This is a genomic window from Vibrio sp. 970 (genome assembly GCF_033339075.1).
Genome location: NZ_JAWOTW010000002.1, coordinates 353,873 through 368,760, shown reverse-complemented (window position 1 = coordinate 368,760; position 14,888 = coordinate 353,873). Strand labels below are relative to the sequence as shown.

Sequence of the window (14,888 nt, the reverse complement as noted above, 5' to 3'; positions counted from 1 at the left end):
AAGCGCCCAATAATGGGCGCTTGAGTGATAAACAACGATGTTAGAACGACGAGTAATACAAATTCGTCATCGCCACTACGAGCCCTTCCACATCTTGTTCGTCATGGAACAAATGCGTAGAGATACGCAGCGCGTAAGTATCAAAGTCATCATCCTTATGCAGCTTAAAGCTAGTCGTACGGATGATGTAACCATACTCTTCACGTAAACGATCTCGGAATTCCGTCAGTATCTCTTCATTAGTTACATCGGAGAACGGGTTAACCGTCGTTAAGCCACTGGTTAAGCCTTCCACGTTTGGTGAATACATTTTGGCTTGTGGTAAGTACTCTTGAAGCAAGGTTTTACATAAACTACCAAGGCTTACAACTCGCTCTTCGATACGGTCTCGACCAATCTCATCCCACATTTTGCAACTATCAACTAGTGCTTGTTTCGCGGGATAGTTATCGTTACCAATGTATTGCATTTGCAGCTGTTTACCTAGGTAATCAGCATGAGAAAGTGAGGAGTTGATCAACCATAACGGGTTCTCTCGGTCACTCCAATACTCATTCAAACGGTTACCGTTATCACGAACATACAGAATACCTGTCGCACCCGGACCACACTGCCACTTATGACCAGATCCTGCATAGAAATCACAATCCATATCGTGGAAATCAAGGTCAAACATACCGACCGTATGCGCGCCATCAACAAGAGTAGGTACACCATACTCTTTTGCTAAAGCACAAATGGCTTTTGCTGGTAGCGCGGTTCCTGTTTTGTATGTGATATGAGAGAAAACAATTAGGCGAACGTTTTGATTCGCATCAAGCGCGTCTCGGAACGCTTGAATGTAATCTTGCTCAGAAACGTTTTCGGTACCAGTAAATACTGGTAGTTGAATTTCTACCACATCCACACCAAAACGATGTTTCGCTACGTTCATAGGTGATGTTGCAGCAATATGTTCATGGTGTGTCGTTAGAATCACATCACCTGGTTCAAAGTGTAAGCCATTAATGATCGAGCATAAGCCATCAGTAGTGTTGCGGCTGAGAATGATCTCTTCTGGGTTAGCACCAAAACCTGGTGCGACGTCTTTAACCATCTCTGAAACATAAGGCCAAGAGCCAAATTTGCCTTTCATATCCCAAGGATATTTAGCCACTAGCTTGTTGTTATGCTCGTAATCTTCAAGAACATGTTTTGGCATTGAACCTGTTGTACCAATGTTCATGTAAGTGGTTCGTTTGTCCAAAACGAACTGTCTTCGCACTTTACGCCAGAAGCGCTTATCGTGTTTTCTACCTAGCCCGCGGCTGCTCCAATCAATTTTCTGTTCTCGTGCTTGAGCTACGCCTGAGAAAGCGGAAGCACTCACACCAGCAACAACAGCTCCTGTTGCGCCTTTCAGAAAATTACGGCGGCTGCTATTAGTCTGAATAGATTCCTTGTCTTTCATCTTTTTCAATCCTTGTCGGAAATTAGCCATATTATTAATTTTAAGTGCGTAACTATCTGTTACTAAAACATTATTACCCATTACAATCAGAGTTTAATTTTTTCCTCTGCCATTAAGTGACTTTAGTTCCAATTTTTTATCTTATTTGATGATATAAGCAACAGTTTGACCACAAATCTATAAACAACAATGTTCACATTAATATATTCGTTAATTTGATTATTCTTTATTGCGGACAATTCCACCAAATTCTTTATAAAACAATTATGAGCTTTGTTATAAAGTCATTAAAAATTTAACTTTGCGTTAATTTAAAAATATTCAGGCTATTTTAAGATTGGCGTCTATTCTTTTTATATCTTAACGATCTCAACATGTTAAGACTAAATAAAAGAAAGCTGATTTCGGATCGAGATATCAGTTTAAGACCATAAAGTGATACACATCACTCTATTACATAAACTCACCGCTCAACAGACATAAGTACAACAGGTTTTCACTAATATGTGCTTGAGCGTACACCCTAAAAGAAGGAGGTCCCATGTTAAAAGGATTGCTATGCATTTCAGTTGCATCCGCTCTTGTCGCCGCCCCTAACGTGCTAGCGAAAACGGTAGAAATGACTGCTCTCAACACCAATGAGAGTGCGGGTACCATTGAGATTTCACAAAGTGATTATGGCGTTGTTTTTACGCCTCAATTATCAGGTTTGTCAGCAGGTGTGCACGGTTTCCATGTTCACACTAATCCATCTTGCGATAGCATAGAAAAGGATGACAAAACCGTATTAGGCGGCGCAGCAGGTGGCCATTATGATCCTAACAACACAGGGAAGCATGGCTATCCTTGGACCGATGACAATCATTTAGGCGACTTGCCTCCACTCTATGTGGACATGGACGGCAATGCCAATCAGCCCGTTGTCGCGCCTCGCCTAAAATTATCAGATTTAAAAGGTCGAGCGTTAATGATCCATGCAGGTGGTGACAATCACTCCGATCACCCAAGTAAGCTAGGTGGTGGCGGCGCTCGCGTCGTATGTGGTGTTATTGAATAAACATTAACTTATGTCTCACACTTCTCTTTAGATTGCGAGAAGTGTGAACTTCTGTTGATATTGAGAGGATGTTGCATTGGTCTCAAGGTAGCTGTGGTGAAGCATTAAGATCGATTGGACAATCTTCGTCCCGATCCCCAAAGAACCGCCCTCCGCTTCTTCCTCGATGTGATTGACGAAGGTAAAGTGGATACGCGACTTATCTTCACTCAAATGCGCTTGGCAATGCACTTCTGAACCGATTGGGCTGTGGCGCAATGCATTTTCAAGCAGGTTCAATACCAATCGCTCCAATAGCCCCTTGTCACCCACGGTTTGGATTTCACTATCGATATCCACTTTCAACACCACTTCTTTACGAGAAAACTGGCTCTGCATCGTTTCAGCACATTCTGCCATCAACGCTCCCAAATCCACGGGGCGGTACTCGTAGTTTGGCATTGGAGCTTCTTTGCGCGCAGCGTCTAACAAAGAATGCAATTGAGTTGAAAGCTTCTCACAATTTCGGAAAGCGACGTCAATCAAAGGATCAGATTCCGGATGTTGCAAACGCCACGTTTCCAAATAGCCCAGCACGCTCGATAACGGCGTTTTTAAATCATGACTAAGCTGCAACAAGCTTTGACGACGATGAGACGATTGATACTCCAACTGTAAAAACTGCTGCTGAATGTGCTTCGCCATCATCTGATAAGAGTGCGCAATCGGCACAAGCTCTGGCACTTGGTGAGTAAAATCAGGTTGCAGGCGGAAATCATGTTCAGCTTGCTGTTGAAGTTGCTTGGTCACACGCTCAATCGGGTTCAATAGGCTACGTTTGACCAGCACATAAGCTCCAAGAGCAAAGCCTAAAATGGACACTAAGACCAATCCTGCCAGCGCGATGTAAGGAGTATCGACTTGAGCATTGGCAATGGCGTCATGTCGGGTACTGCCAATCACCACGTAGAGATAACCGACCGTAGAGCCTAATTCCTCTATCGCCGCAACAGAAAAAACTTTATGTTCACCACGATTACGTGGGTCTTCACCCAAAATAGGAAAAGGCTGGTCATTTAAAAATTGCTTTATGGGATCGAGATCCACCTTCCCCATGATCTCCGCCCCTTCCGGTGCTGCATGGGTGGTGATATTGCCTTGGCTATCGAGGAAGTAGATTTCAAAATCAGGGCCGATCAGCATGAGCGTATGAAAGATCGACTTAAGCGCTTTGGGGTTGTAATCCGTCCCGATCATCAGCGGATTATCATCACGCATATGGCTAGCTAGCTCTTTATGCAGGCTTTGCTTAGTGCGTAACTCAATGGTTTCTTTTTGCCAATTGTAAGTCAGTGCAATCACCACCGCCGCGAGGCAGAACCACAAGCTAGTAAATACCACTAAGCGAGATTTGAAGCTCATCCTATCGCCTCCTTAAACAGCGGTGTTTTTGAAACATCCGTGATGATTGAAAAATGACGGTGGAAACAACTGCCGACTTACTGTCTTGGCTTGATGTTTTGACTTACTTTCTTGCATTAGTGTCTTGGTTGAAACTTATATCCAACACCCCACACGGTTTGGATGAAGTGATGATCAGAATCAGACAACGACAACTTGCTGCGTAAACGATTTATGGTGCTACACACCGTGTGGTGATAACCAGAATGACTGGTGTTCCAAACGTGATCGAGCAATTCATCTTTACTGTAGACTCTGCCCGGACGAGTCGCGAGAAACTGCAGCAAAGTAAACTCTGTCGCGGTGAGCGTGACGTCTTTGTCGTTTAGGGATACTTGGTGCAACTCCGGAATGATTCTCAGCGGACCAAAATCCATCGCATCATTGAGGACTTCATTTGCTACTTTGGCTTCTACGGTTTGACTGACTCTGCGTAGCACATTTCGCACTCGTGCTTGAAATTCTAATACGCTAAATGGCTTAGTGATGTAGTCATCAACGCCCGCTTCTAAACCGTCAACCTTGTCCATTTCACCGTCTCTGGCTGTCAGCATGAGCACAGGGCTCCAATCTTGTTGCTGACGCAAATAATGGCAGATATCTAGACCATCACCATCTGGTAAACCTCGGTCAAGGATCAATAAATCAAAGGGTTGTTGCTGATATTGCGCTTTAGCATCGGCGACATTTGTGGCTCGCGACACTTGGTGTCCTTGAAACTTGAGATGCATCTGAACCAGTTCTGCCAAATCATCGTCATCTTCCACCAACAAGATGTTCGCGACTAAATTGATTGCCTGTTGTTCCATGGTCCTTTCCTTGCCTTCGAGTATCCTCACTTTGCACATGACCGGAACAAATTAGAAAATCTTTCAAAAAAGGTTCCGATGACGCCATGAGGGATAAAGCGCTCGGCTACAAGCGCTTTGGAAAGGAGACGTCATCGGAGCCTGTGTTACTCGACTCGAGTGATGGTGACTTTCGCACCTGGGTTCAAGAAACGATGGTTCGCAGAAAGTGCTGAGTTTGCTAATCCGTCATCTTGGCTAACAACACCCGCATGGAAAGCAACAACGTCATTGCTGTCATTACGTGCGGCATTGAAACCTTCACCGCCACCTGCTGGGCCCGGAATGGTTGCAGCAAGTTCATCATTCAGTTCCGTGCCAGAATCCCAAACGTTCATGCTCATTTCGTAGCTTTCACCCACAGCGAGCGATTTGAGCGATAGCCCCGTTTCGCCAACAAAGGCATCATTGGTATTCACAAACATAGACGCCACAGACAAGTAACCGTAACGACTAGGGTCAACCGTGATGGTGACTTCGTCCGATGCCCCCGGCAACACCAATCCATTACCCGAAATACCTTGGTAAACACTGTCATTGCTGTTCATCAACTCAATCAGCTCAGCGTTACTCCCGCCTTCGGCAAGGTGCTCAAGTTCAACGGATGCGGCTTGTCCAATTTCAAACAATTGGTAGTCACCATTGTGAGTGAGCACAGCAAGCGGAGACATAGGTTGATTCGCAGTCAAGTTCGCAACGTTGACGGTGTAGCGGTACGATTTCACTACATCATTATCATCATCGCTTGGACAACCGGCGAGCAAGCCGACTGAAGCTGCTACTAGTAAGATTCTGTATTTCATACATCCCCCTTACTTCACAACGATTATGATGGTTGCAACTGGGTTTAACCAACGATGGCTGCTGCTGTCTAGGTCACTGATGCCACCGGTTGGATCGCTATCACCAAGGTTACCCGGATGCACGTGGACTTTGTCGTTAGTTACCGTTGCTTCAACGCCTGTGCCGCCAGTACCAAAGGTAATGAAAGGTGGGTTTGGCATGCTAGACGCAAGTTCATCGTTCGCTTCTGTACCAGCATCGTAACTTCTTAGCGTTGCTCGGTATGTACCCGCTTCCGTTGGAATCTTCCAACTATCTAGACCGACAAAACCGTCATTAGTTGGCAGCAACATCGCGCTCAGAGAAAGATATCCGTGGTCGCCACTATCCAAGGTGAAGGTGGTTGCAACACCTGGATTCAAAATGCCACCAGCAGGGTTCTCAACCACCGCACCACCAGCGTTACCAATCACACTAGCAAGCCCAGAGATATCACCACCTTCTGCCATTGCTTCTAGTTCTGGCGTTGCTGCTTGACCCGTTCTGAACATTTGAAGATCAGAGCCATGTGCAGCAACAATAAGTGGCGTAAAGTAGATGCCTTTGGTTGCGTTTGTCACGGTGATTTCCAATTCCGCCGCATTCACTGATGCAGAGCCTAGTGCCATAGCGACTGAAGTCATGACGAGTCCGAGTTGGGTACGTTTTTTCATTGTGATTCCATCCTTTAATGAGGGTTGAACTACCCAAGCCCATGTGTACGGCTTTACTTCTTTGTTCGTGACTTGAGTAGGTTAAGCATTACGTTTCGAACGTTTTGCGTTCTTGCCTCTAAGAATGACGAGCAAATCTATCAGCAACTTCATCGAATTCTCATAAAATTCTCACAAGTTCTGTTCGAATTCTGTCAGCAGCACTTTTTTACTCTTAATCAGGTATTTACACGTCGCGCTTTCCCCTCCTAAAATGCAGTATTCCCTGTTTAAATCACGATTCTCACCATGATTCATAACGTTCTGTCTGCCTACTATGGCGAAATTTACGGCATCGCTTTTTTCAACCACTACTTGAGCCATTACACCCAAAGTGAACAACAAACACTGTGGAAAACCTTGATTGAAGTGGAAGAACTCACCGCAGAAAAGCTCAAACCTGTACTGCTGACAAATGGCATGGATATCGAAAGCCGACACCAAGAGATGTTTGATAAAGGCTTGGCAGATGCAACCAAGTGGATTGGTTTACCATGGCAAGAGTTGGTGGCGACTCTTCTGAAGTGGGTAGAACCTTATGAGGTCAAATATCGAGAGTGGCATGAAGAAGTGAACGCTTCACAACAGTATTCAATCGCTGAGCGAGAAGCTATCGAGTTGATTGCAGACCACGAAGCGGCCATTTATCACTGTTGGCAGCAACACCATGCTGGTGAATCTGGCTTGCCTGCACTCAATGCATTTTTGGCAAAATATCGTTAAAGCGAGACGGTGACACTTGAACCTCGTGAAACCGTACCAGACAATATCGTTATTCCGCTGCGCAGAACTGAACAACTATGGTTAATCCAAAACTCATTGCCCTACTTCCTGATCTTGCTTCGTTTATCTTAGTGGTAAACGAAGGCAGTTTTACCGCTGCAGCCAAACAACTCGGCGTGACGCCATCGGCTTTAAGTAAGTTGATCACACGATTAGAGCAAGCCCTCTCGGTCAAATTGTTTGAGCGCACGACTCGTAAGTTGATCATCACTCAAGCTGGGCAAAAGGTTTACGACCAAAGCATCGCAATGGTGAATGCCGCGCAGCAAGCCGTTGAGCTATCTGCGGAAGATCATGCTGAGCCAACAGGCGCACTCACAGTAGCAGCCCCTGAAGCATTTCTTAATTCGGTGCTTCAACCGTTTGTGTTGCCATTCCTAGAACGTTATCCAAACATACAACTTAAGCTGCGTGCAGCAGATGGTGAGATCGATCTGTTCCGCCAAGGAATTGATGTCGCATTCAAGCTCACCGACAAACCCGATGAGAATCTGGTACTCAAAGAGATCAGCAAGACTAACCTTGTTTTGTGTGCCTCTCCAGATTACCTCACCAAACACGGTATGCCTGAGCATCCCACTGAGCTTGAGCAGCACGACTGCATTTACCTTGCCGAGAACGACAAAGACAACATCTGGTCGTTCTTTAAAGAGGAAGCGTTCCACTCGATTGCAGTAAGTGGACGCTACGCCGTCAACCATTCTCAAATGCGCTTGAACGGGGTTAAGTCTGGCTTGGGAATTGGGATCTTCCATGACTTCGTGATCAAAGACGCGTTAGAGCAAGGGGAAGTGGTGGAGGTTCTGCCGGATTGGATGATAAAGAGTAACTACCACGGCGCTATCGCGATGCAGTATGCACAAACCAAATACATGCCTGCTCGTCTGCGCGTGTTTATCGACTTCGTTAAGGAGCATTTAGTCTCCGAGGACACTAACCATGCTTGAGGATACGAGCCATGTTTGAAGAGGCTAACCATGTTTAAGGCTATTCATCACGTCGCGATCATTTGCAGCCACTACCCAAGGTCAAAACGCTTTTACACTGAAGTGTTGGGATTGAAAGTCATTGCTGAAAACTATCGCGAAGCCAGAGACTCCTACAAGCTTGACCTCGCTTTACCTGACGGCAGCCAAGTTGAACTGTTTAGCTTTCCGGGCGCACCAGAGAGACCGAGCTTTCCTGAAGCACAAGGGTTAAGGCATCTCGCATTTTTGGTTGATGATGTTGAACAAGTGAAAGCCTACCTAGAATCGAATGACGTTGAAGTTGAGCCAATTCGTATTGACGAATTCACAGGTAAAGCCTTTACCTTCTTCCAAGATCCAGATGGCTTACCGCTGGAAATTTATCAGAAATAAAAAGAGCCAGAACTTCGCTGGCTCTTCTACTATTCCACTCTTTGTCTGTTACTAATTCAACGCCGTTTTCAGCTTCTCGACGCGGTTAAACAACAACCAATCCAGAGCTAGAACCGTAACAATAGCCAAACCGCCCATCGGGAACGCCAGACACAATACTACCAACGTTACTAAACCAAGCTTCCAAATACCGCCTTGCTGAAACTTAGGTGGCGCGCCCAATGCAGCACTGCGACTTGGTCTACGAATCCACCACATCACCACACCTGTGATTGAGATTAAGATGAACGCCAAACAGAACACCACGTTGAGCACTTTGTTAAGCACACTGACATCACCTTGATGCAATGACACACCTGCCGCCATTAACTTGGCAAACAAACTGTAATCTTGCCACGTGACGTCCACCAACAAGCGACCGGAATATTGGTCAAAGTGGCTGGTGCGATCTTGTCTTGGGTCGGAAATATCGCCGCCCATAGAGTTAGCTGCAACGGTGTAAACGCCCGTCTCAGAGCGTGGCAAAAACAGCTTATAGCCAGTGAAGCCCATCATTTCAGCCTTGAGGATGATATCATCAATGGAGAGCGCATCATGGTTGCCTGCGTATGCCATCTCTTCCTTCATATTGGCATGATCATGAGCGGGCTTATCTTTCGACTCTGGCACAGCAGCAAGCTCTAAGTTCCATGGCATCTCTTCTGATGCACCATGGTTAAGATCTTTGTGTGTCAGTGTGGATTCCGGTTTTTCACCCCATGTGTAATAGGTTGGGAAGGTATTCCAAGCTTGCACCATTTTCGCCCCCCAGATCCCTGCCCAAGACAAACCTGAAATCAAAAAGAACAACAGAACAATCGAAAGCACACCACCTAAATTCGCATGCAGGTCACGCATCAAAATTCGAGGGCCATTGTTAAGGCGAATTTTCAAAAAGCCGGCGCGGCTGGCGTTGTCTCTCGGTAACCAAAGGTACAAACCAGACACCAACAGCAAAATCCCCAGACTTGCGGCGATTTCAATTAAACGGTCGCCTAGGTCGCCGATGAGCAACGTGCCGTGAATGCTGTTCATCAGTTCATAGATGCTATCACCACGATTAATGGTGCCTTGTACGTCTCCTGTGTAAGGATTTACTGCAACAATCAGCGAGCTGCCTTCTTGGTTTTGAATCGAGAATCGGTTGGCGATATCGGCCGTTTTAGCATGTACAAATTGAGTGACATTAAAATCGGGATACGCCTGCTTTACGGTTTCCAATTGTGCAGAGACAGGAATCATGTGCTCTTGTGGTGAAACTTGTAATGTCGCTTCGTATCGAGCCAGTTCGATTTCATCATCAAACAACATCACCAACCCCGTGAGGGAAAGCATGAGCATAAATGGAATGACGAACAAACCTGCGTAAAAGTGCCATCGCCACGTCATAAAGTAGATGGATTTTGCGCGTGAGGCTTCCTTGAGTTGAGGCTTTGCCGAGTTTCTCAACATGTGTATTTTCCTTTTTTCATTGTTGAACACCCAAATTCAGTCAAACGCATCCTGCACATACACATTTGTATGCGGCGCTAATTGACTTAGATTTGGGAGTACCACTGCTCGAAGTGGCAGTGTTGCTGACTATATACCCAAGTGACTTCAAGATGCTGGATTCAGAGCGTTGTCATTGATTCGAGTGCAAAGAAAACAACGCTGTGTAATAGACAACTCTTTCCAAGTTGTTTGAAGCAGCAATCGGAGCAATAACACGCTCCCGAAGGGCGAGTTGCCTTGGCTTGTATACTTTGTTGTCGATATCTTGATTTAGACCCACTAGACCTTTAAATCGCCGCCGCGTCTACAAACCAAGTCATTCTCGCTGAACCAAGCATCTCGAGGTTACTTGGGTATCGTGTAATTGTTTTTGTTATGAGAAAAGGGAAACTGGCGGCGCTCGAGGAACTGGTGTTTCAAATCGCACACTTAGAGCCAAATAAGCGTAGCTGTCAGAAGTCACCAAGCTCTGTCTTGAAAGTATCGGTGTCGTTGGAAGTGTATCGTGATGAAAAGTCGAGAAGTGGCTAAACGGACAAGGCTTGCCTTTGTGGCTGACCGAATTGTCGCCCTCTTCTATTTGGACCAACTCAAATCCGTTAAGCGTACATAGCGTCGCCCACACACCCATGCTGTTACCATGAGCATTGATAACAGGCATCAGTGTCACTAGCACCCAACTGAGAGCACTAGCAAATAACATCGAGCGGTAAAAAGGAATTAATCTACGCATAACGGTGACTTAACAAATTTCACACAGCGTAACCAATTTTGAGTGATAGCTCAAAAACAGGATCAATAAGTGCTTGCTACCTCACAGGTTTTCTTGAATGCATCGATTGACAGTCGCAAAAAAGCCCGCCGAAATGGCAGGCTGATAATGTGTTCATTCATTACTTAGAGATAACGCGTAATCCACTGCCACGAGCAAATGCTCCGCTCAGTAGATAATTAGCCAAACAACTTGCTCCAAATGCTTGGATTGCGCTTGTCGTGGTACTCTTCACGAAGACTATCGATTTCACGCAGTTGAGCTTTTGCTTCTTGTAGCTTGCCCGCATCAAGATCCGCTTCAATCTTATCTAGCGTTACCGTCAGCTTGTTAAAGCCTTCTAAGTAAGTATCAAACTTCTCTGGTGGGTAATTACCACGCTTAGATTGTTCAACAATCGCTTGCAAGCTATCAATCGCAGATTTCATGGTTTCGACATCAGATGCTTCTGCCGCCTGTTTGAATTCCATCTTCATCTGTTTCATGTTTTGTTTTAAATCAACCGCTTCTGCCATTGCGTATGTTGAGCCAAACGCAATCGCACACCCTAGGACTAAAGGACGTAACATTTTTCACTTCTCCATTTATAGTGCCGAATTCTGTGTCGGCTTTATTCACCCAAATAACCTACGCCATAAAAGGCGAAAAACTAGCTTAGTTGAGTATTTCCGGGTCGCAGTGTAAAGCAATCTGGCGTCGGGTGCATACCTTAAATGTAATCAAGTTTATGCGTTGAGAATGCTGTCATATTCTGCAATTGGTTTACGGCCTCTCAAAGCTAAGAAAGACAAAAACTGCTGAGCGGTGTGAGTAATCACTTTCTTGCAATCAATACCCACTTTGTCCATTAACTCTCCAACCAAATCCAGATTACCAACATCGTGACAGAAGTGCGCGTCACTGCCCGTGGTGAAGAAAACACCGAGATCTTTCCCGATTTGTGCAATCTCGTGGCAACGGTCTACGCTGCCTACTCGGCTGTTGCCTTTCAGCGTGGTGTTATTAATTTCAATCGCGACATTGTGCTCTTTCGCGCACGCTAAAACGGTCTGAAAATCAAAGTCGAAATTTGGATTACCAAGATGACCGAGCGCATCAATACGACCACTCTGAATGACATTAACAAGTGCTTCCGTGTGAGTTTGCTTGTTTGCAGGACGAAAAACGGGTTCATGAAAACTCGCAATCACCCAATCTAAGTTGCGGTCCACACTCAGTGGAATATCAATGTCGCCTTCGGTATTCATAATGTTAGATTCAACGCCGCGAATAATCGCAACGCCTTCAAGAAAGCGAGGCAGAATTTTCTGGTTAGAGAAGAACCAGTAATGAGGCGCACCCGGCATTGATTCTGCGTGATCGGTCGTGCAGAACATATCCAGCCCGTTCTCTTTTGCCAACTTTGCATTTTCAATCAAGGTACTGTACGCGTGACCACTTGCGTACGTATGTGTATGGGTATCAACTTTAAATTCCATCATCCACTCTCTAAGGTGCGCTATCTTGCGTGCTATTGTATACCTTCAGGCAACGCATCGTCAGCCCAAGATAGGCAAGAACCCTAAGCTTGCTCTTCACTAATGGCTTTTATCAAGGGTAAGGCTTTTTCCCATCCGTGATTAAACATGGAAACAAAGTCATTGTGAGTATGAATGGTAACATTGAGTAGTAAACGATCGTTGTTGGTATCGATCTGGTAGATCTCTCGCGATCCGATCCACCTAGATGCTAGGTCAGCATCGAGTTGTTGACGATTATCCGGATTAAAAATGGCAACATGATGAAATTCAAGTTTTTGAAGGGGTAGCACCGTATCTATGATCGCCCTTGTCCCGCCCATATCTGGATCAAAAAAAGTGATGCCACCTCCTTCTTCCCAAGCTCCTTCAAATTGAGACTGCGGTGAAAAGGCTTGCGCCCAACGTTTATACAACTCAACATCGGTTAGCACTTCCCACACTCGTTGCGGTGTCGCCGAAATTTCGACGTAATAATTTAGCGTAAGCATGATTTCTCTCCCTGAACCTTTCTTGACGCTAGCCCATACTCAGGAAAAATCAAACCACACGACCAATTTATCTACCTGCCCCCTTCATTTTCCGACAGACTAAGAAGTTCTCGCTTGTAAACCGCCACTGCGATGCGCCTTAAAGCGAACCCAACATGTGTTCAGTATGATTGCGAGCACTATTAAACTCATCCCAACAATTTGACTTTGACTCATTCGGTCTTCAAAAAACAGGCTCTGCCAAACCGCAGTGAACAATAAGTTAGTAAAAATGAGTGGTGCAAGTTGAGAGCCACTGCTTGCCAGTTTATATGCTTTGGAGCGAAAAACTTGGGTGTTAATGATCATCAGAGACATCATACCGATCCACAGCGTATTTGAAGAAATCTCAGGCGCCATAACACTCATATTAAGTAACACGTCGAAGTCGTTAAACAAAGTTAGCGGCAACAGAAATACGGCAGCAAAACCAAACGCCCAAAAGTTGATTTCTAGCGGCGACATATTTGTTTTACTCACTTTATATAACGTAAGCTGAGAACCAGAATTGAAGAGTCCACCAGCCAAGCCGAGCAATAAATCCGCTCGCCATGTGATCTCACTTCCGCCGCCCGCCAACATAACCACACCAGTGAACGCCATTGCTAAAGCCGCCAATGTTGAAACACGAATGCGCCCCCTCATGAACAGCTTTTCAACCAAGGGAATAAATAATGGGCCAGTAGCAAACAAAACGACCCCCTCAACGAGCGTTAACGTTTGTAATGACGCGATAAAGCAAAGTTGTGACAAACCGATACAAAGAGCACGCAATAAAATAGGCTTTAGCGTGCCCGCTTTAGGAAAGGTAAGGTTTTTCACACGAAGTAAGATAAGCAAGATAAGCGCAGGCACCAAAAAACGTAAGAAGCTAAATAGTGTGACGGAAAGTTCGCCTGACAACTGCTTTGCTAACAGTCCAGTAACAGATAAGCTTAACGTAGACATTAACATGAAAAGGATAGATTTATTTACAGCATTCATTCAATACTCCTTAATATATGGAGCATTTTAAAAGACATCACTTATAGTAAATAGCGAGTAATATTAACCATTGATGTAAGAAAAACTTACAGTTTAACTTATCTATCACCAGCTACGGTTTTTAAATTATGCGGAAACTAGTCCCCTTAAAGTCCATCTACGCATTTGTTGCAGTAGCTGAGTCTGGCAGCATGACAGAAGCAGCACAGATATTAAGTGTGAGCCACTCAGCCGTAAGTCAGGCAATTAAATCGCTGGAGAGTCAAGTCAACAAGCCTCTATTTGATCGCATAGGCAGACAAGTTCAACTCAACGCGGACGGTAAAAAGTATTACAGAAAGGTGGCACCCGCTTTAGAGCAAATTGTCGATGCAACGGAAGCACTCATCCAAGATCAGAATTTGCAACGTGTTACGCTCAATATGGTGAATTCATTGGCTCTTCACTGGTGGATTCCTCGAATGTCAGATTTACAAGGGTTTGCTCCTCAATTAGACGTTCGTTTATCAAACCTGTCTGGCAGATTCAATTTAGAACAAGAAGGTATCGACGCGGCTTTGGTGCATGGAAATCCCGAAGAATGGCAGGATTACTACTGCGAAAAGCTCAGTGAAGATGAACTGGTTTTGGTGTGCAGTCCTGAATTGATAGCGAAGACAAAGGACTCAAACATCACTCAACTCTTAAAGCAGTATCCCATCATTGAAGTTACTAACGAACGAAGAAAAAATGACTGGAACGTGTGGCTGGACGCGACGGGTATCCAGCGACCTAAAAATAAAAAACCAATCACTTTTAACATGTCGATACAAGCCGTCCAGGCCACAACTCGTCGTTTGGGGTTATTGGTCACTCATCGCTTGTTTGTGAAGGATGACATCAAATATGGTCAGCTAATCGAGCTGGGTGAACCCGTCATTAATCCTCATCAACAGCTTTACTTTGTATGCCCGCCACACAAGCTAAAGCTTGAATCGTTTCATCTGTTGCGATCTTGGCTACAACAATCATTCAACTATTAGAAACTTTTGTTAAGCACATTCACTGAAAAACTAGTATAAAGTTAGAAGAGCACTTT

The 14,888-nt window shown here is 45.1% G+C and carries 16 protein-coding genes; 5 read left to right on the top strand and 11 right to left on the bottom strand.

Features of this window, described 5'->3' with window-relative positions:
- Positions 1 to 40: 40 nt before the first annotated feature.
- A complete protein-coding gene (locus tag R7Q11_RS04215) occupies positions 41 to 1,450 on the bottom strand; it encodes an aminotransferase class V-fold PLP-dependent enzyme (RefSeq protein WP_005375092.1) in 1,410 nt (469 codons plus the stop codon).
- 541 nt (positions 1,451 to 1,991) lie between these two features.
- On the opposite strand from R7Q11_RS04215, the gene R7Q11_RS04210 reads away from it, so the two are divergent.
- On the top strand, positions 1,992 to 2,507 hold the full coding sequence (locus tag R7Q11_RS04210; RefSeq protein ID WP_104976434.1) for a superoxide dismutase family protein: 516 nt from the start codon (positions 1,992 to 1,994) through the stop codon (positions 2,505 to 2,507).
- A 27-nt stretch (positions 2,508 to 2,534) separates the two neighbouring features.
- Here the strand turns inward: R7Q11_RS04210 and R7Q11_RS04205 are convergent, their stop codons facing one another.
- The 4 genes from R7Q11_RS04205 to R7Q11_RS04190 form a co-directional block, all read right to left on the bottom strand.
- Positions 2,535 to 3,908 (bottom strand): sensor histidine kinase, encoded by a 1,374-nt coding sequence (locus R7Q11_RS04205; RefSeq protein WP_225466217.1) that lies wholly within the window; start codon positions 3,906 to 3,908, stop codon positions 2,535 to 2,537.
- 116 nt (positions 3,909 to 4,024) lie between these two features.
- A complete protein-coding gene (locus R7Q11_RS04200; RefSeq protein WP_054574909.1) occupies positions 4,025 to 4,756 on the bottom strand; it encodes a response regulator transcription factor in 732 nt (243 codons plus the stop codon).
- A 146-nt stretch (positions 4,757 to 4,902) separates the two neighbouring features.
- A complete protein-coding gene (locus R7Q11_RS04195; RefSeq protein WP_005383999.1) occupies positions 4,903 to 5,598 on the bottom strand; it encodes a spondin domain-containing protein in 696 nt (231 codons plus the stop codon).
- Positions 5,599 to 5,607: 9 nt separating this feature from the next.
- Positions 5,608 to 6,291, bottom strand: coding sequence for a spondin domain-containing protein (locus R7Q11_RS04190; RefSeq protein ID WP_225466216.1), 684 nt, complete (start codon positions 6,289 to 6,291; stop codon positions 5,608 to 5,610).
- Between the two features lie 288 nt (positions 6,292 to 6,579).
- Here R7Q11_RS04190 and R7Q11_RS04185 point away from each other — a divergent pair, with 288 nt between their 5' ends.
- From R7Q11_RS04185 to R7Q11_RS04175, 3 genes are all read left to right on the top strand, one after another.
- On the top strand, positions 6,580 to 7,053 hold the full coding sequence (locus R7Q11_RS04185; RefSeq protein ID WP_225466215.1) for a hypothetical protein: 474 nt from the start codon (positions 6,580 to 6,582) through the stop codon (positions 7,051 to 7,053).
- A 77-nt stretch (positions 7,054 to 7,130) separates the two neighbouring features.
- Positions 7,131 to 8,060, top strand: a complete 930-nt coding sequence (locus R7Q11_RS04180; protein ID WP_042601221.1) for a LysR family transcriptional regulator — start codon at positions 7,131 to 7,133, stop codon at positions 8,058 to 8,060.
- A 30-nt stretch (positions 8,061 to 8,090) separates the two neighbouring features.
- On the top strand, positions 8,091 to 8,474 hold the full coding sequence (locus R7Q11_RS04175; RefSeq protein WP_225466214.1) for a VOC family protein: 384 nt from the start codon (positions 8,091 to 8,093) through the stop codon (positions 8,472 to 8,474).
- Between the two features lie 51 nt (positions 8,475 to 8,525).
- On the opposite strand, the gene R7Q11_RS04170 is transcribed toward R7Q11_RS04175, so the two are convergent.
- The 6 genes from R7Q11_RS04170 to R7Q11_RS04145 form a co-directional block, all read right to left on the bottom strand.
- Positions 8,526 to 9,965, bottom strand: a complete 1,440-nt coding sequence (locus R7Q11_RS04170; RefSeq protein ID WP_225466213.1) for a PepSY-associated TM helix domain-containing protein — start codon at positions 9,963 to 9,965, stop codon at positions 8,526 to 8,528.
- Between the two features lie 415 nt (positions 9,966 to 10,380).
- Entirely contained in the window at positions 10,381 to 10,740 is a 360-nt protein-coding gene (locus R7Q11_RS04165; RefSeq protein WP_080276971.1) for a hypothetical protein, read from the bottom strand.
- Between the two features lie 218 nt (positions 10,741 to 10,958).
- On the bottom strand, positions 10,959 to 11,348 hold the full coding sequence (locus tag R7Q11_RS04160; RefSeq protein WP_021035869.1) for a cytochrome b562: 390 nt from the start codon (positions 11,346 to 11,348) through the stop codon (positions 10,959 to 10,961).
- A 156-nt stretch (positions 11,349 to 11,504) separates the two neighbouring features.
- A complete protein-coding gene (locus R7Q11_RS04155) occupies positions 11,505 to 12,257 on the bottom strand; it encodes a phosphatase (RefSeq protein ID WP_225466241.1) in 753 nt (250 codons plus the stop codon).
- 83 nt (positions 12,258 to 12,340) lie between these two features.
- Positions 12,341 to 12,787: an SRPBCC family protein gene (locus R7Q11_RS04150; protein WP_005375065.1), complete on the bottom strand. Its 447-nt coding sequence runs from the start codon at positions 12,785 to 12,787 to the stop codon at positions 12,341 to 12,343.
- A 99-nt stretch (positions 12,788 to 12,886) separates the two neighbouring features.
- Complete coding sequence (locus R7Q11_RS04145; protein WP_033906700.1) at positions 12,887 to 13,810, bottom strand: DMT family transporter; 924 nt, start codon at positions 13,808 to 13,810, stop codon at positions 12,887 to 12,889.
- Between the two features lie 128 nt (positions 13,811 to 13,938).
- Between R7Q11_RS04145 and R7Q11_RS04140 the strand changes: the two genes are divergently transcribed.
- Positions 13,939 to 14,832, top strand: a complete 894-nt coding sequence (locus tag R7Q11_RS04140; protein WP_033906699.1) for a LysR substrate-binding domain-containing protein — start codon at positions 13,939 to 13,941, stop codon at positions 14,830 to 14,832.
- The last annotated feature ends 56 nt before the right edge of the window (positions 14,833 to 14,888 follow it).